The organism is Pseudoalteromonas sp. NZS71 (assembly GCF_015864715.1).
Classification (GTDB): Bacteria; Pseudomonadota; Gammaproteobacteria; order Enterobacterales; family Alteromonadaceae; genus Pseudoalteromonas; species Pseudoalteromonas arctica.
This window is the reverse complement of the sequence record NZ_JADYWS010000034.1, coordinates 1-20,432: the sequence shown is the minus strand read 5'-3', so window position 1 is coordinate 20,432 and position 20,432 is coordinate 1. Positions and strand designations below refer to the sequence as shown.

Below are 20,432 nucleotides of genomic sequence, written 5' to 3'. Positions count from 1 at the left end.
GCCCTTGTAACTAAACCCACGCTAATGCTTGTGCAGGGTTAGTTACCATCATTTGCTGACTAATATGTTTAGCAGCTAAACTCATTTCATCTTCTGGCGTTTGTGACAAACTTGCATAACACTGCTTGGAAAATCGCCATACTTCCATGCAAAAACATTGTTGCCATTGCGCTAAGTCATGCGCTTTTATTTGTTTTAGTAACACGTTTAATAATGCTAAAGCATGTTCGTAATGCTCAGCTTTCATTAATAATTTTGCCTTTAATAATTGCGCTTGAGCTTTATCAAAATCGTTTAAAATATTTATTTGATCGACTTTAATTAATGCAGTCGATAACTGCCCTTTTTCGACGTCTTGTATTAACTCGCTATACTGCTCATCAAACGCACTACTTTGAGAGCTAACAGACTCTGTTTTTGCAGAATGTGATAACTCTTTTAAAAACTCTTTATTTACAGATGAACACAACGGACTTCCATCGTCATACTGTAGGGAAACTAAAGCAGGAAACTGCTCATTTAAATTAACTAATTGTTGCTCAAGCCAATGAACAAGCGGCAATTTATTTAATTTTTTTAATGCATTTAAACTAAGCACTTGGAGATTTAAATTAAATTGCATAGCCCCTTCCATAAACAACCCTTCGGCTAAATTTAAAGCTTGTTCAGGTTGCTCACTTGCCAATGCATTTTCAATTGGAGCAAATGCTGCAGCTCTAGGAGCGGGTAAACGCGTTTTTCCATTTTCGTTAGCCGGTAATGCCAATCTTGTCCAACGTGCAGCTCGCGATAACTTTATTACTCGTTCAATGTTATTTTGTTCTTTATCAAAGTTAAGTAGCTGCCTAACCGCACTTAAATACGCTGTATCTGAGGCAATATCAGCATTACCAATACTAACCTGGCTAGCAACTGCGGCTGGTGCCGAATTATTAGTTTCTGATTTTGGAGCCGTTACAGCTGAATTCTCAGCTAATTTTTGCTCTGTGCTAATCGCTTTTTCTTCTTGCACTGGTTCAGCTACAGGCACTGGGTTTCGTTTTTCTTGTTCTTTAGCCCACTCATTCAAAGTCGATAGAGGGCCAGATTCGTTGTCTAATAACGCAACACACTGCTCGTTGTATTGAGTCAAGGCAGCTATAAGTTCAGGCCATTGTTCAGCGTTTGTATTATGCCCTTGGGCTACACCCTTTAAACGTTCTTGCTGTTGTAAAAACCATGTATTAACTGCAGCGCGCATTCTGGCTTTTAGTGGGTGTACCTCATCCGTATAAGTAGTCAACAAACGATTAAATAACAATAATGTATGCGTTAAACCTGTAACCCCAAACTCACTTGTTGCAGCTAGTGCTAAGTAACTTACTATGCGTAAATCTTTACTTTGAGTGTTGAGTAAATCTGATGCTTGTATAAACATCACTTTAAAGTCAACTTCCCCCACTCCTGATGAAGATGCTTTTAATGCTTTAAATGTTTCTTCATATTTTAAATCTTCTCCACACTTGTTCCCCGGCAGAGGAGCACTTAATGCTTCAAGCCATTCAATCCAGGTGGTATGTGTATGTGGTGCTTTATTACTCATGATTTACACCAACGACGAAGTGCATCGTAAACACTCACGTTATCCATATCAGCAAAATTAAGTGTTTGTGAAGACGGCTGTTTTTCTACTTTTAAATTACATAGATCAACAATATCGTTTGTTTTTTTATCGTATTCCCACACACTATTAAAGTATGACGCTGGAATAGGCCTACAAAAAATAGTTAAACTAGGCGCTTGATTCTCATCACCTAACTGATAAAAAAACCAAGGCTGCCAATTATGATCTGCCACCATAGATGCAACTAAGTGCAACCAAAACCCGGCAACTAAGGCACTTTCATGACTAAAACTAGGCATTGGTAGGCGAATACCAAACTGACTTCTTAAACACCCTCTATTAGCGATAGATTTAAGCACAGCTGATAGCTCTTCAATTAAAATTGCTCTTTTAGCAATATCGTTCAAGCCTAAATGCTGCCAAAAAACGCTCATCGGAATAGTTCTAAGTTTATCAAGCTCTAGAGTTAAGTTTGGTTGCTGTTTAAGTGCATCAGCTACACGGTTATAATCTTGTGCTTTTTGCTCCATTTCATTAATACTGGCAGCTTGTTTAATATTTTCATTTACACCTAAAAGGTGCTCTATTACTTGGCTTGCAAATAAAAATAGAAAAGCAGGATGTCGCTTATATGTATCAAGCCCACTATGTACAAAAGAGCTAAATGGGTAAAACCGACCACTGCTATCTTTACTTGGCTGCAAAACGCCAAGTAAACCACCATCATCAGCATTACCCGATATAAAAAACAACGACTTAGTTCCATTCAAGTGGCTTGTATCCGTTGTTTTTCTACCACGGTTTAAATGCGCAAAACCTTCTTGTAACCAATGATCAAATCCAACCGATTCTCTAGATGAAATATTAAGCTTTACAAAGTCTGGTCTTATTGGTGTTTTACCCATAAAACCAAAGCTGTGTTGCTTAACCAATGTCGGTGTTTTCTTTTTAGTAAATAAATTAAACATTGCTAGCGGCCTATTGCATTGTTCGCGACTGCGATTGAGCCAAGCTAGGGCTTTGTGAAAACAAAGAGCTTGGTAATGCAAACGATGTAAGCATGTATTTTGAAAATATACCGCTGTTGCGTCCTGATTTAAGAGAAAACTGGACTGTTAACACCTCATCAGATTTATCTTTTAATTCCCATGTTGCTAAAAATTCTGTGCCTTTAATCCACTTAACACTGGCTGAGTTAAGCACTTTTAGTAGTGCCCAAGGTCCGTCTTGCTCGATAGAAATACGACGCCCTTTATTATCTAAACCATACAGAACCGCTTTCTCTGCAGCCCCTCGACCAGGCCACGAAAAATTACGCCATTCTTCAGGCTCATTGCGGTAGCGATAACCTTGCTCACTAAAGCCTAAGTATGTTTCACGAATACCTCGGTGTGGAACAGGCATCATCTGAAAAGTAAAACCAGCACTGTCGGCACCACTAGAAAACAACGAACGAGTTACTTTATTTGCTTTAGTTAAACCATCAAGTAATTGCGCGCTAAAACCAATACCTACACCATTCCATTGTTTTTCTTCCCACACACCGCGGCGTACTTTCATAAATGGTTTGAGCTGGGTGTTAATAAAGCTCCATAAAATTCCTGATTCAGAATTTAAAAATTCAGAAACATCTGCTATCGCAGCATCAGGGCCAGTTAAGTTAAATGGATATTTACCAGCTAAACTGCTGTTATACATAGTATAAACCTGATTTTCCCATTCTTGGTTAAGCTGAGTACGTGCTTTTGCCATGATAGTCGCTATACCACCATGAAGCGGAGCCTTAAATAGCTTATCTAGCGTTTCTTTGGTTTGAGGGTCTAGTGCTCGAGTTTGGCTCTCAATAATAATCCACGAAGACTGTAATGCATTACTTTGGCTATTACCTGAAAGTAAGTCCTGCGCAAATATCATTGCTTGAGCATCATCTTCATTACTCGCTGCCATTGCTTTAATGTCTGAATGGATGCTACTTAATGAACTGATGTATTGTCTTAAGTAATCAGAAGAATTCTTATCTTCATTAGGCTGTGCAAAACGTCTTAAGTCAGCAAATCGACTTTCAAGCTCTGGCGCTCTAACCGTACTCATTTGAGTAATTGTTGGCGTGTTTAAAGCTAATTTATTTGCAACATCTGCAGCCGTCTTACCTATTGAAGCTTGGCTTTTTGAAGGAGCGTCAGCGAGCGTAATATTATCGTTAATCAGTTTCATTAAATCGTTAAAGGGGCCATCCATCGATGAAAGGCGTGCAAAATCAATACTTGCATCGTTTAGATCTCTAAATGCAGGCACTTTTATGCTATCTATAAAAGCAAACCAAGTATTGCCGTAGTCTTTAAAGTAATATGCTCGCATAGCCTTTGCCAAAGTTTCAGCTTGTGCTTCGTCAACAACATTTTGACCATTTTCATCGCTAGAACCCATAACCCAGTCACCTGAGAACACCAAACGTGAAATACGTTTAATCTCTGGGAATACATATTCCTGCCAACCTAAGTTTGTATAAACATACGGGATTTTATACTTACTTTTAAATACATCACGATTTTTAGAAATCATAAAATCGTTTAATAACAATGGCTTTTTACGTTCAGCAAAGCTTGTAATTACTTGTTGATATAACGGGAAAGCCTCTGGCTGGGTATTTAAATTGTCTCTCGCTAGCGCTATCGATGTTTCGTTAGCCTGCCAAAATGCAATTTTACCTGGCTGCTCTATATCGTTACCCATATTTTGTAGGTACATATCAACTAAGCTACTTAGTTGTGTATAAATGGGTGCTTGCTCTTGTGCATTTATGTCTATATGAAAATGCTCAGCTATAAAATTAAGTAATTGCTCTTTAGCAAACTCCGTTGAAATATGCTCAGGGTTCGTACTCATCATTAAATGCATTTTTAGTGCATCGTAATACTGCTGACGAATCGTTGCTTTCGCTTCACCTTCATTGTCAAACCATTGTGTTTCGTACTGTTTTATTTGCGCAAGTAAATGCTCTTCACCTGGGTAAGTAATAAGCTGATTCATCTGATTAAATAGCACATTTGCAACACTACTTAAGGTTTCATCACCTTCATAAATACCAAATATAAAGTACCACGGTAATGAATCTTCGTAAGTTTTAAGCTGACCATAGTGCTCAAACAGCGCTAGCGTAGCAGCAAGCTTCTGCTCATCTTTTGCCTTACTTACGTTAGCTTCAACAACTGCTTTTACGCGTGACTCACCTTGATTAAGTAATAATTGATTACTTGTGTACGACGTAATAAGGAGTGCTGTGATTGCTGCAATAGATGCCAAACCTGAAGTGACTGTTAAACCTTTTAACCAGCGTCCTACTAACCGTTTTTTTCTATTTCCTCGCGTTAAATCTTGTAGTTTAAAAATAACATCATTAAATACGCGGTTAATAAAATAACTTTGAGTAATGCTTTCTTGTTTTTGGTCAACAACAACCGCACCAAATTGATCTCGTACACCATTAGTAATACGCTCAATAGGCGTGCCTTCTTGCGTGCCCGATGTAAAATAAACACCAGCAAACCAAGGAACTTCTTGATATGGATTAGACTTAAACAGTAAGTTAACAAACTCAGTTAACTTAGTTGAAGCTGATTGAAATTGATTAGGAAAATCAAGTATTAGCTGTTTACGATGCTCGTTGCGCTCTCGTGCAACTTTGCTTAAACGTTGCTCGCACAGTCGCTCATATAGCTCCTGCATACGAACTTCAAACATTTCTGCAGGATCATTTTTTTGATCTTCACTAATATCGAGTAAGTACGCACCAAATACTTGCTCACGCTCTTTTTCAGATAAGTCACTAAAAAAAGGTTCAAAACCACTGATTAAGTCAGTTTTGGTAAAAGTGATATATACAGGAAAAATAACGCCAAGCTGGGTAATTAGCTCTTCTATACGCTCACGCACTAATTTTACATGTTGACGAATTTCTTCACTGTCGGAAGTTAAAACATCTGCAACACTAATGGCCACCATTACACCATTTATAGGCAGTTTTGGTCTATATTTTTTAAGGAGCGCTAAAAATGACAACCACTCTTTATTTTCTGACTGCTCAGTTGTGTAACGCCCAGCGGTGTCAATTAAAATAGCTTGATCTGAGAACCACCAGTCACAATTGCGCGTTCCACCAAAACCTTGGATATGCAATTCACTCGAATTAGAGTAAGGAAAATGTAAGCCCGAATTTGCAAATAAAGTACTTTTCCCTGTAGCCGAAGGGCCAATAATCATATACCAAGGCAAAGCGTATAAAGCAGTATTACCACGATAACCCGCACCTAAATGAGATGCTTTTAAAGATCCCAATGCTTCTTGCATCTTTTCTTTAATTTCGCTTAATTCAGCACTCGAACCGGCATTATGACTTGCTAATTCAGAAGCTAACTTATCGCCTGAGCGCTTAGTCCATAACCAACGAATAAAAATAAATAAAACAAAAACAGCGGTTACAGCACCCATCGCAATTAATTTTTTATCGGTAGTATCTAAACCCACCATGCGACCGGCAAACCACACAATACTCAAAACGGCTATAAAGCCAATAAGTTGACCCGTTGCACGCGATGATACCAAGCCCAATAAAAAATGAACTAAACCGCTTTTATTAACTCTTCCCTGCATTGTGTTACCTATCGTGTTTCGTTGGTTTTATTGAGCTGAGTCAGCACTTCAATTTGGTTGTCTATTACCTGAGTACTCTGCGTTGCTTGCTTATTAATTACATAATGAAATCCAGCAAATAATGAGGCAATAGAACCCAAGCAAATAGCCAAAATCACCCAGTAAGGAATATTACGCCCCACCTTCATCGCAAACCCTTCTGCAGGTATACCGTTATCAGATAATTGAGAACTCGGTGTTCCTTTTATATCTTCAATTTGAGCTCTAACATCAACAATTAACGCTTTTAATTGCTCAATGCCTTTAACTTTGTAAATGCCTTCAAAGCCAAGCTGCAGACAAATATAATAAACCTCTAATGCAGCTAGCTTTTGCTCTCCGCCGGTACGCAACTTACCTAAACGTTCAAAAAATTCTTCACCAGCTCGGTTGTTACCAAAAAATTCAAGCTGTAGCGGTCGAGACATCCAATCCATTCTAAAATGAGCACCTGAACTCATAACAAATTCATCACACATAGCCGTAAGAGCAAACTTAACTTCTTGCATTAAACTTGTTGTTACCTGTTGCGAGTAACAATTACGCTCATAGTCATCAAAACTAGTAAGTAAATTTTCTCTAAACTCTTCAAGCTCTAAGTTAGTAGATTGCTTTAGTTTTAATGGTGTTAGCGCATTAATTACAGGCGAAATACACGCGACTAAATCTTGTTCTTTTTGTGCTTCTTGCATAATTTCAACTCAACGTTAATTACGTGCTACGGTAACAATTTCAATTTGTGCACTTTGCAATCCAAATGGTACAAATAGGCTTAATGATTGCTCTTCAATAATTTGCTGCCAAATGAAACCATGCGACTCAAGCCTGAAGTATTCATAACCACTTTTTATGGCCAGCTTATTTGGAGGTCGCTGACAATGTGTTAGTTGCACACCCGCTAAAGCAGATGAAATCATGATATCGAGCTTTTCGCTTGCTCCAACTTTTACTTGATCACTAAATGTTTCAATCCATTTGGTGTCTTCAGATTCAAAATACACAGCTAAATAAAAGTCGTTGTTAGTAAACGTTGCAGAATCAATAGTGGCAACTTGATAAATAGCGTTAGAGGTTTTTTCAAGTTTTAAGCCCACCATTTTCTTAGGTACAACCCCTTCAAGTAAACGAGTTAATAGGCCATCAAGCTGACCAAATACATTGCTTAAATTTTTATGCTGGTATGGTGGTACTTGGTTAACTAAGTCACTGTGCTCAAACATTGAAACTGAACTAATTAAATCAACAAGCTCACAATACAAACGTTCAGGATGGACCAATGACAAATTTTTAAGATGATCTAAACGCTTGGCGGATGGAGCCATTGCATTAAGTAACAAAAATGTATTCATTTCATTCGGCCCAAAGTCAGTAACTGAGCCATAATTTTTACGTCTGCTAAGCAGCACATTAACTTTTGCATTAACTAAATTAGCCGTTCTATTTAACAGCTCAGTTAAATAAGCAGATGCACTTATATTCAATAAAGGAGGCACAAACTGTTTATTTAAAACAAATGATCCATCTTCCGAGCGACTTATTTTTAAACATGCAATGGTGTCAAAATAAGTTTTTACATCTGAGTCAGACAGTAATATAAATTTAGGCTTTGCAACTAATACCTCACGACTACGCGACGCATCATGATTATCTTCTAAATCAATATAATCCGCTTCATATGCACTTAATTGCCCGCTGGCCGCATAACCTTCAATATTGCTAACTGTTTTATTAGCAGCAATAGCAATATAAATAACACTCTCTTGATGGTTAGTATCGAGCTCAAGCTTTAAATCATCTTGATGCTGTCGATCAAAATCAAGCAAGCGACCATTTTCTAAAAGTAATTTAAAACTGGTCACTTTTAATATACCGCGAGCAAGTGCTGATTCATCAATAGCAAAATGCTGTAAACCGAACGCCAATGGCGATATTAGCGCTTGACGTACAACCTGATTTTGATCGTGATAATCGTCAAATAGTTGAAAGTGTTGCTGGGCAAGCAAAACACCTTCAGCCCAAACGGGCTTTGCGGGAGCTTTTAAATTCATTACTCAGCCTTATCCACGCCAGGTAATTGAACTTCATTATTGGTAACCAAAACATCTAATGATGTAGACAACTTAACAGGGCCATCTGCAAGCGGATAATACGCTTTCCAGTTATCGCCACTGCGATCTCTAAATAAAGCAACAATAGCTACAAACTTTGCATTTTCAGCTTGTTCAAACTTAATTTTAGATTGTTCAGAAGGGTGAATTGTTCGCTCTTCTAATGTAATTAAACTATTAGCTAAAACTGACTTATCTGACTTCCATAACTCTTCAAATGTGGCTGTTTTAAATGTTTGTATATCAGACAGTTGATATACCTTTAAAACCACTGGTAACGCTTCATCAAATTGGTTTAAATTTAAATTATCTGTTGCCTTAACATCTAAACTTACGTTAGTACTCATACAACCAGTTAATATTATAGAAAGTGATAAACCTATAATTGCATTTAAAATAAAGCGCATTTTTTACCTCAATAAATATTTTTATTTAAAATTAAAATTAGTTTTGCAAAGAGTAGCTTCATAAACTGGGCAAATAACTTTATTGAATCTTACATTCGCACAATCAGACCATTTATTAGTTTTAAAAAAGCCTAAAAGAGTCTTAGTCCTGCTTTTCTCTTGAGAATCAACTAACAAAGACTGCGTAACAACATCATCTATAGACGTAATTAACTTAGTATTTATTAATGAAAGCTCTTTTATATAAACAGATACATCACCGTTAATTAAAGTAACTTTTCCATTGCTTTTAGGGGGATTATTTAAAAAAAAGAAAAAGTGTTCTATAGAATTTTCAGAAAAAACGCGATGGGCAGGAATACCTACCTGGTCTAGTAGCGAAGAAACGCTGGCAGTAAGTGACCAAGCTAAGGAGTACAAGCTATTTATTTGATTTATAAACTCTTTTTTATTCACAACATGCTCCTTGTCATCAGTTAAACTAAAAAACTCTTAGTCTAAGGCTAGTAATAAATCCATTTATTTGGCGCATAATACAAACACCTAACCGCTATTGTCAACCTATATAAGGTTTAAAATATTAGAATATTAATGCGATTTACGAATTAGAATAAACACTCTAAAAAACAGTTATAAATGAATAATACGCAATAAAACAAAACAATCCCTATTTATGAAACAATCAAAAAAAATAATTCAATTTATTTTTAGAGTTACAATTATCCAGTTGATCATTAACACACAAAAAGGTATGTTTACGCCACTAATTTTACCGAGCAGGGATTGCAACGTTTTGACTAAATCTAATTTTTTTTTGAAGGTTAATGACAAAGACTTTAATGTTACTTACCTGCATGGCTACGAAAAAATTAATAAAGGCTTTAGTTATTCACTCACCGTTGAATCTTCAGTGAAAATTAATACAGGTATACTACTTGCTAATGCCAGTGTGATTTTTGTTAATAAAAACAAAAGATATAAAGAACAATGCGGCCTGATTACATCTGTAACCAATATGGGTGTATTCAACAATCTACATCGCTTTAAAATAAACATTCAAGATCGATTATCCACCTTAAAAGACACCTCAAACAGTAAAGTCTTTATTACCGTAAACGTACAAGATGTATTAAATTACTTAGCACAAAAAGCAGGTTATTCATCAGGACAAATCGTTTTTAGGACAAGCTCCGCCTTACCGCATTTAAAGCAATGTGTGCAAGCAATGGAAAGTGACTGGGCCTTTTTTAATCGCTTGATGTCTCAGCATGGTCTTTTTTACTGGATTGAAAGTGAATCAAACACCGAAACACTTGTTATAAGTGACAGCAACCTCAACAGCCCCTATTTAAGTACGGGTGTATTAGAAGTTAAAGCAAACGCGGGGATGAACGCCCAGTACTGGGGTAACTTTGTCGGCTTTATGCACAGTGAAGTAACACAAACCTTATATAATAATGCAGCGCAAAGTAATGCCCATGGACAATTTCAAAAAGTAGCCAGTAACAGTCAATCTTTTTTCGAGCCTGCTGCCAACTCAAGCGCAGAAGCATCAGCACAAACACAAAGCTTTAGTAATGCATTAGCCACACACAATAAACTGGTTACGCTTACGGGTAATGTATCTGATGTATTTGCAGGCTGCTCAATTTCGCTTGACGATAATATGGGGTTTGCCAGTGGTGATTTGCTATGCATTGCAATAGAGCACACCCTTAATCAAGCAAATGACGAAAGCAGTCATGAAGGTGAAGCGCACTATCACTGCGTAGCGCAATTTATAGAGCGAGGCACACCTTACAAAGCAATGCCGGAGCCTCATACACCTAAGCCTATGGTATTTCCAGCAACCGTAGAATCTCTCACAAGTAATGCATTTGTAGATGAACACGGCCAATACCGTATTCGTACCGAGTTTGATAAAACAGCTCGCCCAGTAATTCAATCAAGCCCTGCACTAAAAAAACTAGCGCTATATGCTTGTGAAAATCAACCTCAAGCAACAGGCTGGCACTTTCCACTCGTTGGTGGTTCTGAGGTACTTATTGGGTGTATTAATAACGACCCAAATAATACATTTATAATGGGTTTTGCACTAAACGCCGACCAGCCAAGCGTAGTTACAGCCGCTAACCCAACGCATAATCGCTTATTAAGCGCAGCGCAAAATGAACTCATGTTTGATGACGATAAAGATGTACCCAAAGTCATCTTACAAACACTCGCCAGTGAGCACTATATTGAATTAAATGCTATAAAATCAGGCCGCCAATTTATTCAATGGATAAGCCAACTCGGTACTATTAATCTACACGCAGGGCGCGACCTATGCCTTGAAACCGAACAAAACAATGTTCAGTTTGTTATTAAAAACAATCAATTTATTGATGTTAAAAATACCGTGTCGCAAACCACAACTAACAGCCATGTAAATTATCAAAGTGGTGGCAGCCAAGCGTTCAGTGGTAAAAATGCAACCCTTACGAGCGAGAATGAAATATCACTCCTCACCGGGCGTGCACTAAAAGTAAATGCCCAAAGCGACATACACCTAAAAACCAATAACAGCGACTTAAAGCTTAATGTGCCTACTGGTTCTACGTTTTTACAAACAAACAATAATATAAACATTACGGGCTCAGGTAATGGCGATTTAATTATTCACAACGCGGGCGGCGAGATAAAACTCGACAGCCAAGGTAATGTTGATATTACCGCCACAAACGTACTCACACTCGATGGCACATTTATAACCTTTGATGGGCCGGTTGATTACAACATAACTAGTCCACAAACAGCGCGGGCACCGAGCAATGCAAGCCCTGCCAGTATTAGCCAAGTGACTGCGCTTGATTTGAGTGACAATACGTTATCCGCAAGTACACTCGCTCAGCTTGAACTTGAATACCTTTATGATGATGGCTCACCCGTTGATGGTATTGACTATATCGTTGTCGATAATGATGGCATTGAACATACCGGCTCACTGGCAAACGGTGTAGCCACCTTGGCTAATTTACCGCAAGGTAAAAGTGATGTTTTGCTGCGCGCAACCACTCAAGCTGATGAACAACAACTCATCCAACTGCGTAACGACTTTAAACAACATCTCACCTCCATGCTTAATGAAATACGCAAACAAGCAGCTATTGGCGATGCTATTTTTGAGCAAGAGGACTTTTTTACCCAATGGATGATTGAAACCGGTGCACGCGCAACGGGCCTGTATCAAGGCGCAAAGTCCCTTGTAACGGGTATCGCTGATTTAATCGTATTGGGGATTGATGTAAATATCAGTGTGTATTCTGCCTGCTTTAGAATGATTGACGCTGTTGCAAGTGGTGATAAACACGCGGTTAAGCACGAACTTGAAACAATTTTAGCCTTTAGCCAAAAAAAAACCAGTGCATTATCAGATGCCTTTGAATTATTACTCGCCTTAATGGACGATGAAGACACCCGCAATACACTCGCGCGCTTCCCGTATGACTATATTGAAGCCCACTCGTACGTTGATAAACAGCGCATAACTGGTGTAATGGCCTTTGAAATATTATTAGCGATATTAACAGGCGGGGTGGGTGTTGCCGCTTCTGCAGCGAGTAAATCAAAACACCTTGCCAGCGCCAATCGCGCACTGGTTAATATGGCCGATATACTTAAGCGCAAACAGCTAGATAAAACAATATCGCACACAGTATCGCCTGAGCAACCTAAATTAATTGAGCGCATTGACAAGCCCGATGCGGCATTACAACCAGGTACCAATCGAGGCGTAACAACGCAAGTGTCAGCACTTAAGTTAGTAAGAAACCCTGCTCTTGATGCCCATTACAAAAACCTAGCGGACTATGAAACGGCATATAAGAAAAAACTAGCCAAAGCTATTAATGATAAAGATTCTAGTAGCCGCATTGGCGCATTTAAAGCGAAGCTGACCGAGGTTAAAGGAGAACGTGCTGCAAGTGCATATATGGCAAAACACTTTTCTAAGCCACCGCCACCTGCGAAAATGGAATTAGGTTTTGGTCCTGGGCCCGGTTTTGACCAAGTTTGGGCTAAGCGTGATAAAGACGGCAACGTGCTAGAATACTTTATTGTAGAAGCTAAAGGACCTGGTGCCAAACTTACTAAAGGAGCCAAAAAGGGAGATCAAATGACTGATAAATGGATTGATAACACTCTGGCTAGCATGAAAAAATCTAAAAAATACCAAGCTCAGAATCAATTAGGTGAAAATTTATTCGATGCTATTGAAGATGGCGATCCAAAAATAAGTAAATTAGTTATCGAAGCTGTTGAAGATAACGGCAAAATAATTGGTGGAAAATTACAACCTTTACCGTAGAGAAATTTTAATGTTAAATTTAAATAAATGTGAAATTGACTTTGAGCGACTATTTAAACGTGCTCCTATTGTTTTAACTAAGCGAACACCTCAAATACTAGACAATTCTGTTTATATAGAAGTGAGGCAGCAAGCCACCTTTGTGGTAGCTAATAAATATATTGAATTAGCATATGCATACTATGTATTAGAAAATTTCCCTGAAACTAAATCATACTTCGAAAAAGCAGCACCTTTTGCATTTTTACGAGGTTTTGACCCTGAGTTAAAAACAAGTCATAACGATTGGACTATTCAACAAGATCTCAATATTGTTCTTCTTTTTGCTGAGCAGGAAGTTTTAGAAAAACTTAAACACAGTGAAATAAAACTATCGAGTGTTCAACATCAAGCCAAACTCCAATATGTTGAATTATTAAAAAATATTGTTACAGGTGGCACACCTGAGCAAAGCGATATTGATGCCGCCTTACTTGAAACCAAAAACACCAAGGATAAAGATGTATTACAGTATATCCTCCCGTTAATCGAAGCGATTTCTGCTTTAACATCAGCCGATATAACACTTTGGCAAGCCAGTATTGATAAAGCCATAAAATGGCATACTGATGAATGCAAATTTGGTGATTACAAAGATATGGAAGAAGGCTTTATCTGTTTAAATGCGCTTACTATGGCTAAATTAGGCAAAGACCTGCACGGCTGGCAATGCCAAACCAATTCACTTTATCTACCCTTATTTTTAATTGATTAGTTCGCTAATCACACAACACGAGCCTATTACCTATGAGCAGCTTAATTCACTTATTACTTATTGACGAAGAAAGTTACCCGACCTCGCTTAACGGTGATGATGAAAGCAAATACCAACAGTTACTGGAAATTACTGAAGAAGAAGCCATTCATTGGCAGTCAATCGAAATAAACCTGCGCGGCTTTGAGCCAGCACTGCAATTGTGGGATGCCATCGCTGGTAATAGCCGCTTATTACTTATTGCTAGTTTTAACTTTTTCCCTCATAAGCTACTACCACCTGACGCTGATATTAGCGGTACTTTCGGATTTTTTCCTGCTGATATGGTCAAAGATTTATATACCATAATGGAAGAAAAATACGACTTCGATATTAGCAATTTGGAAGGTCAGCAAATTATTGCTGAAATTGAGCAAGATGGTATCGACGAAGTAAACCCCGAAGCGTATGAGCTAGTTCGAGACAAGTACTTTGTAACCTTTAGAGATGCGGCTGAGCAAGGTAAATCAATCGTCGTACTCATTGAGCAATGATTAATGATGTAAAGTAACGCTAAGGACAGCAAATGCAACCCGACATTAAAAACATCCCGCAACACCTAGGTCAGTATCTTTATCAACAAATTGATGCTCCGTGGCTTGAAGCACAGCTTATTTTAGATTGCGATAATAATAATGTGATTGAGTGCAAAGCTCACTTTAAAGCAGATGACGAAACACAGCATGCAATTGCTGTATCTGACAATATAACAGCGTTGTTTAAAACGTTATTTGACCACGCCATTAAAAATGAAGTGGAAGATTGGCAACGTGCTATTTTTACAATGACGCGTAAAGGCCAATTTAACTTAAACTTTGAACGCGATAATAACGATGAAGAAGTAATCGCCGCTGTTCCAACACGTTAAGCAATAATTTAACCGCCCTTTAACAACATGGATGCTTGCTGGTGCTACAGCCTTTTAAAATTAGTACCTTAGCTTTTGGCTGTATTTCAAATTGGGTCCCTCATTTACTTCTCATTCTTTTCTCTTTGTGCAATATGTTTTTTGAGTAAATTATTCACAAAGAGGGCTAGAGACGCTGCGCTTAAAAAGTAAAAGCTTAATGTGCCTAATGGCTCTACGTTTTTACAAACAAACGATAATATAAGCATTACGGGCTCAGGTAATGGCGATTTAATTATTCACAACGCAGGCGGCGAGATAAAACTCGACAGTCAAGGCAATGTTGATATTACCGCCACTAACGTACTTACACTCGATGGCACATTTATAACCTTTGATGGCCCAGTTGATTACAACATAACTAGTCCACAAACAGCGCGGGCACCGAGCAATGCAAGCCCTGCCAATATTAGCCGCATTAGTGATATAACCATTAATGACGCAGGTATTGCTGCAACAACGTCAAGCGTAGTGGATTTACTTTATGTTTATCAAGATGGCAGCCCTGTAAAAAACGCACCTTATACAATTAAATTTGATGATGGAACACAAAGCACAGGCCAGCTAGATGAAGACGGGATAGCGCAATTAACCGACGTACCAAATGGTCAATTTACTGTTCAATACGGCGAAGATACGCGCGAGTTTGAACCACAAGATAACACCACGCCAAACCCACTTTATAAAAGAATAACCCCCGCCTCTGCCATACAAATGAGCAGAGCTGGGCAAGCAGCAACACTTGATGAAGCAAGCAACATAGCCAGCCAAGCAGGTGATTGGTTATGGGGAGCACTGCAAGGTGATTGGTTATGGGGAGCACTGCAAGGTGACTTTAATAAAGACCCTACAACGGCGCAGATTGTGGTAGGCAGTATTATTTCAATGATACCTGTTATTGACCAAGTCATGGACGTGCGGGATATTTTAGCCAATATAATGCTACTGACTGATGACGATAAAGCCAACGACAGTGATGGCTGGATTGCCTTTACGCTCACCGCGATAGGTTTAGTACCGGTGCTCGGCTCCGCGGTAAAAGGCGTCGGTAAAGTGGTGATTAAAAACAGCGGCGACACAATAGAAGCCGCAATTGCAGTGTTACGCAAGTTGGGCAAAGGCGACCCTGTTCAGTATTTACGTAAAATAAATTGGCAAGACCTAGGTAAACAAGCAGCCAGCGAAGTAAAAGCCTTTATAAAAGGCCTGCGCGATACACTTCACGAAATATCAACAAGTTGGCAATATGATTTGCTGCTGCCACAGCTTGCCATAGACGGCATGCAAGCCACGATTAAACAGCTTGATGAAATAGCGCCCAAAATAGACCAGGGCGTTAAAGACGCAGCAAGTGAGATTGGCAATCGCGTAAACAAAGCCCTCGATGAATTCGAACCGCCGAAAAGCACCGGTATTGTGGGTAAACCTAAAAAGAGCGTTGCGAATGAATTAGATGCGCCAATTAGTAATGAGCTTAAAGGGGCTAAAGCAGCGAGTCGCTTAAGCCTGAAAACACCTGATGATTTTAAAGACATATTTAAATCACTTAATCATAGAAAAGCAGCCGCAGGTGAATATAATGCCCATGCGTTAATGACATCAAAAAACTATAAACCCATCGGTAATACAAATGGTCAGTATAAAATGGGCGAAACGGGCATTGATGGTATTTATTCTTATATAGGCCCGCCACCAAAAACAGCCATTACTGAAGCCAAGTACAACAAGGCCAGGCTAGGAATGACTAGTGACGGCAAGCAAATGAGTGACAAGTGGCTTAATGATGAAAGACTTGAAAAAGCAGGGCTAAGTAGGAAAGAACGATCGAAAATTTTGAAAAGCCTAGATAAAAATGATGGCTCAGTTGAAAAAATATTAATACGCAATAAGCCTGATGGTACGCTTGTTGTAAAAAAATTAGATATTAGTGGGAGTGTCATCGGTACACCCCTAGGCTTTTAGGAAGAAAAAATGCTTAGAGATAAATTAAAAAGTAAAGCTTACTTTGATGAACAAGTAGAATTTAGTCTTGAAACAATTCAAGAATACATTGATGACCTAAAAAATGATAACAGCTTAACTGTTAATTCAAAAATGAGGTTTTCTTTTAGACTCGTAGATTACACCTCAAGATTGCTTCACGAACGTTACTCTCGCGGAGACAACTTAACTGAGCTTAAGCCTCATTTACTTGAAGCACTTGAATACCGTCAATGGCAAAAAGACTATGCTGACGCCTTGCCTGCAAATGAGCAAAAAAATCGTATCGATTGGGAGGAGTTACACGAAGATGATTTAAGGCGCACAATTATTTGGCTTACCTTTGCCTACTGCTTGGGCATGGGTGAAGACTATTACCTAAAAGCATTTGAGCTTATAGCTAATCAAGGGCAAGATGCTTTACTCGATAACCTCGCTATCGCGATGGGAGATAGTGAACGCCAAGCTGCAACAATGCCGTTATTCAAAAAACGTTTTGGTAAGTTATACAGTGTTATTGAAGGGACACCCGAGCAGCGACCTGAATTAGTGAAAGCATATCTTGATGCATGGTATAAAGCCGAAGGAAGCCCTGATTACCACTTAATGGATACGGATGCTTACATTGGCTACTGGTGCTGGGGTTCGGCTTTAGTCGTTAAACTTTATAATATTGACGACAGTAGCTTTATTGACCACCCGTATTACCCTAAAGATTTAGTTCACCTTAAAGGATGACATAGATGTTACGTGATAACCGTAAGGATGAAAGCTACTTTCAAACACTTACGAGTGACCTTGATGAAGCTCTAACTGAAACACAAGCCGCACTCGACGACGCTGTATTTACCTCCCCTACTCAGCGCGTTGATGTGGCTCAGAGATTGTTTCAACTAGCGATTATGCGAGCTGTAGCGCATTATTCTTATGGTGCCTCTATTGATGAACTACGCCCTTTTGTACTCGCTATTTTACCTTATCGTGAACAGCTCACCTTGGTAGCTAATAACATTCCACAACCCCATCAGTTTTACCGTGTTGATTTTGAGCAACTTGGAGGCGCTGGCGATGCGTGTGGCTCTGCGAATATAAATCGCTATATTTATACGCTTTGGTGGCTGTCGTTGCTAGTTGCCTGCGACGCGCCCACTGAGCATATTAGTAAAACGCTTGATGTCATTGGTGAACAAGGTAAAGATGCATTATTTGATGCTATTGCCGTAAAGCTCGGTGATTCACAGCGCCCTATGGCAAAAACCCTCTATTACCCTGATGTTTACCAGTGTTTGTTTGATGCCTTTAGTCTTGATAAAAATACGCAAGCACAGAAGCTAAACCAGTTTATATCGCAGTGGTATGCCCAACTTGATGATGCCGACTGGCACGGCAACCATGAATGTAATTGTGAATTTGAATATACTGATTATTATATTGGGTACTGGTGTTTAGAGCATGCGTTAGTGGCAAACTTACTTGGTATAACCAAAGTACAGCTTACGCCACATCCAATGCTAGCCAATGATTTAATACGTAATAAACATGAGCGCTAAGGACAGCCAATGCAACCTGATATAAAACACATCCCGCAACACCTAGGTCAGTATCTTTATCAACAAATTGATGCTCCGTGGCTTGAAGCACAGCTTATTTTAGATTGCGATAATAATGTGATTGAGTGCAAAGCTCACTTTATTAAAGCAGACGACGAAACACAGCATGCAATTGCTGTATCTGAAAATATAACAGCGTTGTTTAAAACGTTATTTGACCACGCAATTAAAAATAAAGTGGAAGATTGGCAGCGCGCTATTTTTACTACCACTCGTCAAGGTCAGTTCAACTTAAACTTTGAACGCGATAATAGCGATGAAGCCACTTTATTACTTTAAATGAGCAGCATAAGCATAGCGTTAAATTTATTTAAAACTTTATAAATTAATAACAATAATTGAACCTGAGCTGGATACATATTAAACTGTACGCCAATTTGTTTTTTAAACAAACGAAAGTCAAGGAAGACGAGTTAGGTACCCCAACTTATTAATACTCCTCCATGATATTTCGTGACATTTAACATTTATTATTTAAAATAATTTTACGGAGTACCTATGAAAAAATTAAGCGCACTTTTGGGTTTACTGTTATTAAGCGGTTGTTCTACACCTCCTCCAGCCCAAGAAACTGAGCAAGTAGTTTTAGAACCTATTGCAGAGATTAACGAAGTAGCTGCACCAATTTCATTAACAGTTATTACTAACCCTGCTGATGCTCGCGTTCGTATTATGAATATCAACCCTGTTTACAAAGCTGGTATTGAGCTTAAAGAAGGTAAATACGATATTGAAGTAAGCAAAGCAGGATACCTTACTTACAGAAAATGGGTTTCAGTTGATAAAAAAACAATACTAACTGTTGAACTCGATACAATGGAAGCAAGCCAATCGGCTCAATAAGCTTCTCAGTACGTTTTAGTTTATATGCCTTAGCCTGGTTAATTTAATAACTGGCCTAAGGCATATTAAATCCTTCATAAAGCCACAAATATCCTACTGCGAAATAACTACCAACATTAATTAAAATACATAACCACAACACAATAATAAAACGTCGCTTTTGCGATTTATGACGAAGTAATTGTTGAGCAAGTAATGCCCCCGGCCATCCTCCAAATAATGCAAGTAGTTGCAGTGTACGCTCTGGCGTGCGGTTTACTTTTGTATGTGAAGAACGCTTAGCTTGTCGCTTATCCCACGCGTACATTAAAAAAGTTATAGCACTTAATACACTTATATAACCAGGTACATATATTGGTATATAAACAGGTAAGTATTGCAGCGGGTAAGCTAACCAAATGGCAGCTAAATAAAGCAATGAGAACGTGATTAATATTTTCTTTATCAATTAATTATCACCTATACTGGGCTTATAAGAGCCTAACAACGAGAGCCAAATTATGACATATTTTAAATCGCTATTCTTAGCATTATGTTTATGCACATTTAGTAGCTTTGCTAATGAAACTGCCAGTAACCTTGATAAAGAGCTAGAAGTGTTTAAACCTTACTTAGGAACGTGGCAAGCAGACTTTAAAGTACCAGAAGGCGCTAAAAAAATACAAGATGTTGGCCGTTGGGAACGCGCTTTAAACGGTAAAGCTATTCGTACCATGCACTCGATTAACGAGGGTGAGTATGGCGGTGAGTCGATGATTTTTTATGATAGCAAAAAGAAGTCACTCGTATTTTATTATTTCACTACGGCAGGATTTTACACTAAAGGCACAATAACGGTATTAAGCCCTACTCAGTTTGTAGCCTATGAGGAAGTAACAGGCAGTAAAGAGGGAGTGACTAAGGTTAAATCTACTAGTGATTTAAAAGACGATAAGTTTATTGTATCGACCTCTTATCTTAAAAAGGGTGAATGGACTAAGCCCGAAAGCAGAAGTTATACACGCAGTACAAAAACGGTTAAATTTAAATAGCCGCGATTTATAAACACAAAAAAGGCAGCCTAGGCTTAATGCCAGTCAGTTAACAGCTGACTGGCTTTTTTTATTGGGGTATTTACTGGGTTTTGGTTTCACACACCTCGGAT

At 38.6% G+C, this 20,432-nt stretch carries 18 protein-coding genes; 10 read left to right on the top strand and 8 right to left on the bottom strand.

From position 1 onward, the window contains the following. Window positions 1-10 precede the first annotated feature (10 nt). The 7 genes from I6E85_RS18255 to I6E85_RS18225 are packed head-to-tail and all read right to left on the bottom strand — an operon-like array spanning window position 11 to window position 9,263. Window positions 11-1,582: a TssA family type VI secretion system protein gene (locus I6E85_RS18255; protein ID WP_101163512.1), complete on the bottom strand. Its 1,572-nt coding sequence runs from the start codon at window positions 1,580-1,582 to the stop codon at window positions 11-13. After that, the gene (gene tagF / locus I6E85_RS18250) at window positions 1,579-2,571 is read right to left on the bottom strand and encodes a type VI secretion system-associated protein TagF (RefSeq protein WP_007584486.1); all 993 of its coding nucleotides are present in this window, start codon (window positions 2,569-2,571) and stop codon (window positions 1,579-1,581) included. The genes I6E85_RS18255 and tagF overlap by 4 nt, the downstream gene beginning before the upstream one ends. 10 nt (window positions 2,572-2,581) lie before the next feature. Beyond that, window positions 2,582-6,253 (bottom strand): type VI secretion system membrane subunit TssM, encoded by a 3,672-nt coding sequence (gene tssM, locus I6E85_RS18245; protein ID WP_024592022.1) that lies wholly within the window; start codon window positions 6,251-6,253, stop codon window positions 2,582-2,584. An 8-nt stretch (window positions 6,254-6,261) separates the two neighbouring features. Beyond that, on the bottom strand, window positions 6,262-6,984 hold the full coding sequence (gene icmH / locus I6E85_RS18240; RefSeq protein ID WP_007584493.1) for a type IVB secretion system protein IcmH/DotU: 723 nt from the start codon (window positions 6,982-6,984) through the stop codon (window positions 6,262-6,264). 15 nt (window positions 6,985-6,999) lie between these two features. Beyond that, a complete protein-coding gene (gene tssK, locus I6E85_RS18235; RefSeq protein WP_169044738.1) occupies window positions 7,000-8,340 on the bottom strand; it encodes a type VI secretion system baseplate subunit TssK in 1,341 nt (446 codons plus the stop codon). Beyond that, window positions 8,340-8,807 (bottom strand): type VI secretion system lipoprotein TssJ, encoded by a 468-nt coding sequence (tssJ, locus tag I6E85_RS18230; RefSeq protein ID WP_007584502.1) that lies wholly within the window; start codon window positions 8,805-8,807, stop codon window positions 8,340-8,342. The genes tssK and tssJ overlap by 1 nt, the downstream gene beginning before the upstream one ends. Window positions 8,808-8,828: 21 nt before the next feature. Then, window positions 8,829-9,263: a hypothetical protein gene (locus I6E85_RS18225; RefSeq protein ID WP_007584504.1), complete on the bottom strand. Its 435-nt coding sequence runs from the start codon at window positions 9,261-9,263 to the stop codon at window positions 8,829-8,831. Window positions 9,264-9,600: 337 nt separating this feature from the next. Here I6E85_RS18225 and I6E85_RS18220 point away from each other — a divergent pair, with 337 nt between their 5' ends. The 9 genes from I6E85_RS18220 to I6E85_RS18175 all read left to right on the top strand — a co-directional run bounded on the left by I6E85_RS18220 (window position 9,601) and on the right by I6E85_RS18175 (window position 19,288). Beyond that, entirely contained in the window at window positions 9,601-13,155 is a 3,555-nt protein-coding gene (locus I6E85_RS18220; protein ID WP_231621093.1) for a contractile injection system protein, VgrG/Pvc8 family, read from the top strand. A 10-nt stretch (window positions 13,156-13,165) separates the two neighbouring features. Next, window positions 13,166-13,909, top strand: a complete 744-nt coding sequence (locus tag I6E85_RS18210) for an Imm49 family immunity protein (protein ID WP_008170470.1) — start codon at window positions 13,166-13,168, stop codon at window positions 13,907-13,909. 32 nt (window positions 13,910-13,941) lie between these two features. Next, window positions 13,942-14,442: a hypothetical protein gene (locus tag I6E85_RS18205; RefSeq protein ID WP_008170468.1), complete on the top strand. Its 501-nt coding sequence runs from the start codon at window positions 13,942-13,944 to the stop codon at window positions 14,440-14,442. Window positions 14,443-14,474: 32 nt separating this feature from the next. Beyond that, window positions 14,475-14,816 carry an immunity protein YezG family protein gene (locus tag I6E85_RS18200; RefSeq protein WP_024592070.1) on the top strand — a complete coding sequence of 114 codons (342 nt, stop codon included), beginning with the start codon at window positions 14,475-14,477 and terminating at the stop codon, window positions 14,814-14,816. A 201-nt stretch (window positions 14,817-15,017) separates the two neighbouring features. Next, on the top strand, window positions 15,018-16,817 hold the full coding sequence (locus I6E85_RS21045; protein ID WP_231621092.1) for a hypothetical protein: 1,800 nt from the start codon (window positions 15,018-15,020) through the stop codon (window positions 16,815-16,817). 9 nt (window positions 16,818-16,826) lie between these two features. Next, window positions 16,827-17,573: a PoNe immunity protein domain-containing protein gene (locus tag I6E85_RS18190; RefSeq protein WP_024592072.1), complete on the top strand. Its 747-nt coding sequence runs from the start codon at window positions 16,827-16,829 to the stop codon at window positions 17,571-17,573. Between the two features lie 5 nt (window positions 17,574-17,578). Next, the gene (locus I6E85_RS18185; protein WP_197237219.1) at window positions 17,579-18,385 is read left to right on the top strand and encodes a PoNe immunity protein domain-containing protein; all 807 of its coding nucleotides are present in this window, start codon (window positions 17,579-17,581) and stop codon (window positions 18,383-18,385) included. Window positions 18,386-18,394: 9 nt separating this feature from the next. After that, a complete protein-coding gene (locus tag I6E85_RS18180; RefSeq protein WP_197237218.1) occupies window positions 18,395-18,724 on the top strand; it encodes a DUF600 domain-containing protein in 330 nt (109 codons plus the stop codon). Between the two features lie 219 nt (window positions 18,725-18,943). After that, complete coding sequence (locus tag I6E85_RS18175) at window positions 18,944-19,288, top strand: PEGA domain-containing protein (RefSeq protein ID WP_007586203.1); 345 nt, start codon at window positions 18,944-18,946, stop codon at window positions 19,286-19,288. Window positions 19,289-19,343: 55 nt separating this feature from the next. Here the strand turns inward: I6E85_RS18175 and I6E85_RS18170 are convergent, their stop codons facing one another. Further along, complete coding sequence (locus tag I6E85_RS18170) at window positions 19,344-19,736, bottom strand: DUF1294 domain-containing protein (protein WP_007586205.1); 393 nt, start codon at window positions 19,734-19,736, stop codon at window positions 19,344-19,346. Between the two features lie 52 nt (window positions 19,737-19,788). Here I6E85_RS18170 and I6E85_RS18165 point away from each other — a divergent pair, with 52 nt between their 5' ends. After that, window positions 19,789-20,319 carry a hypothetical protein gene (locus tag I6E85_RS18165; protein ID WP_024591507.1) on the top strand — a complete coding sequence of 177 codons (531 nt, stop codon included), beginning with the start codon at window positions 19,789-19,791 and terminating at the stop codon, window positions 20,317-20,319. Window positions 20,320-20,432: the final 113 nt, after the last annotated feature.

Coding starts and splice junctions, on each gene's coding strand:
- I6E85_RS18255 (WP_101163512.1), bottom strand. CDS start 1,582: ATGAGTAATAAAGCACCACATACACATACCACCTGGATTGAATGGCTT.
- tagF (WP_007584486.1), bottom strand. CDS start 2,571: ATGTTTAATTTATTTACTAAAAAGAAAACACCGACATTGGTTAAGCAA.
- tssM (WP_024592022.1), bottom strand. CDS start 6,253: ATGCAGGGAAGAGTTAATAAAAGCGGTTTAGTTCATTTTTTATTGGGC.
- icmH (WP_007584493.1), bottom strand. CDS start 6,984: ATGCAAGAAGCACAAAAAGAACAAGATTTAGTCGCGTGTATTTCGCCT.
- tssK (WP_169044738.1), bottom strand. CDS start 8,340: ATGAATTTAAAAGCTCCCGCAAAGCCCGTTTGGGCTGAAGGTGTTTTG.
- tssJ (WP_007584502.1), bottom strand. CDS start 8,807: ATGCGCTTTATTTTAAATGCAATTATAGGTTTATCACTTTCTATAATA.
- I6E85_RS18210 (WP_008170470.1), top strand. CDS start 13,166: ATGTTAAATTTAAATAAATGTGAAATTGACTTTGAGCGACTATTTAAA.
- I6E85_RS18205 (WP_008170468.1), top strand. CDS start 13,942: ATGAGCAGCTTAATTCACTTATTACTTATTGACGAAGAAAGTTACCCG.
- I6E85_RS18200 (WP_024592070.1), top strand. CDS start 14,475: ATGCAACCCGACATTAAAAACATCCCGCAACACCTAGGTCAGTATCTT.
- I6E85_RS18190 (WP_024592072.1), top strand. CDS start 16,827: ATGCTTAGAGATAAATTAAAAAGTAAAGCTTACTTTGATGAACAAGTA.
- I6E85_RS18185 (WP_197237219.1), top strand. CDS start 17,579: ATGTTACGTGATAACCGTAAGGATGAAAGCTACTTTCAAACACTTACG.
- I6E85_RS18180 (WP_197237218.1), top strand. CDS start 18,395: ATGCAACCTGATATAAAACACATCCCGCAACACCTAGGTCAGTATCTT.
- I6E85_RS18175 (WP_007586203.1), top strand. CDS start 18,944: ATGAAAAAATTAAGCGCACTTTTGGGTTTACTGTTATTAAGCGGTTGT.
- I6E85_RS18165 (WP_024591507.1), top strand. CDS start 19,789: ATGACATATTTTAAATCGCTATTCTTAGCATTATGTTTATGCACATTT.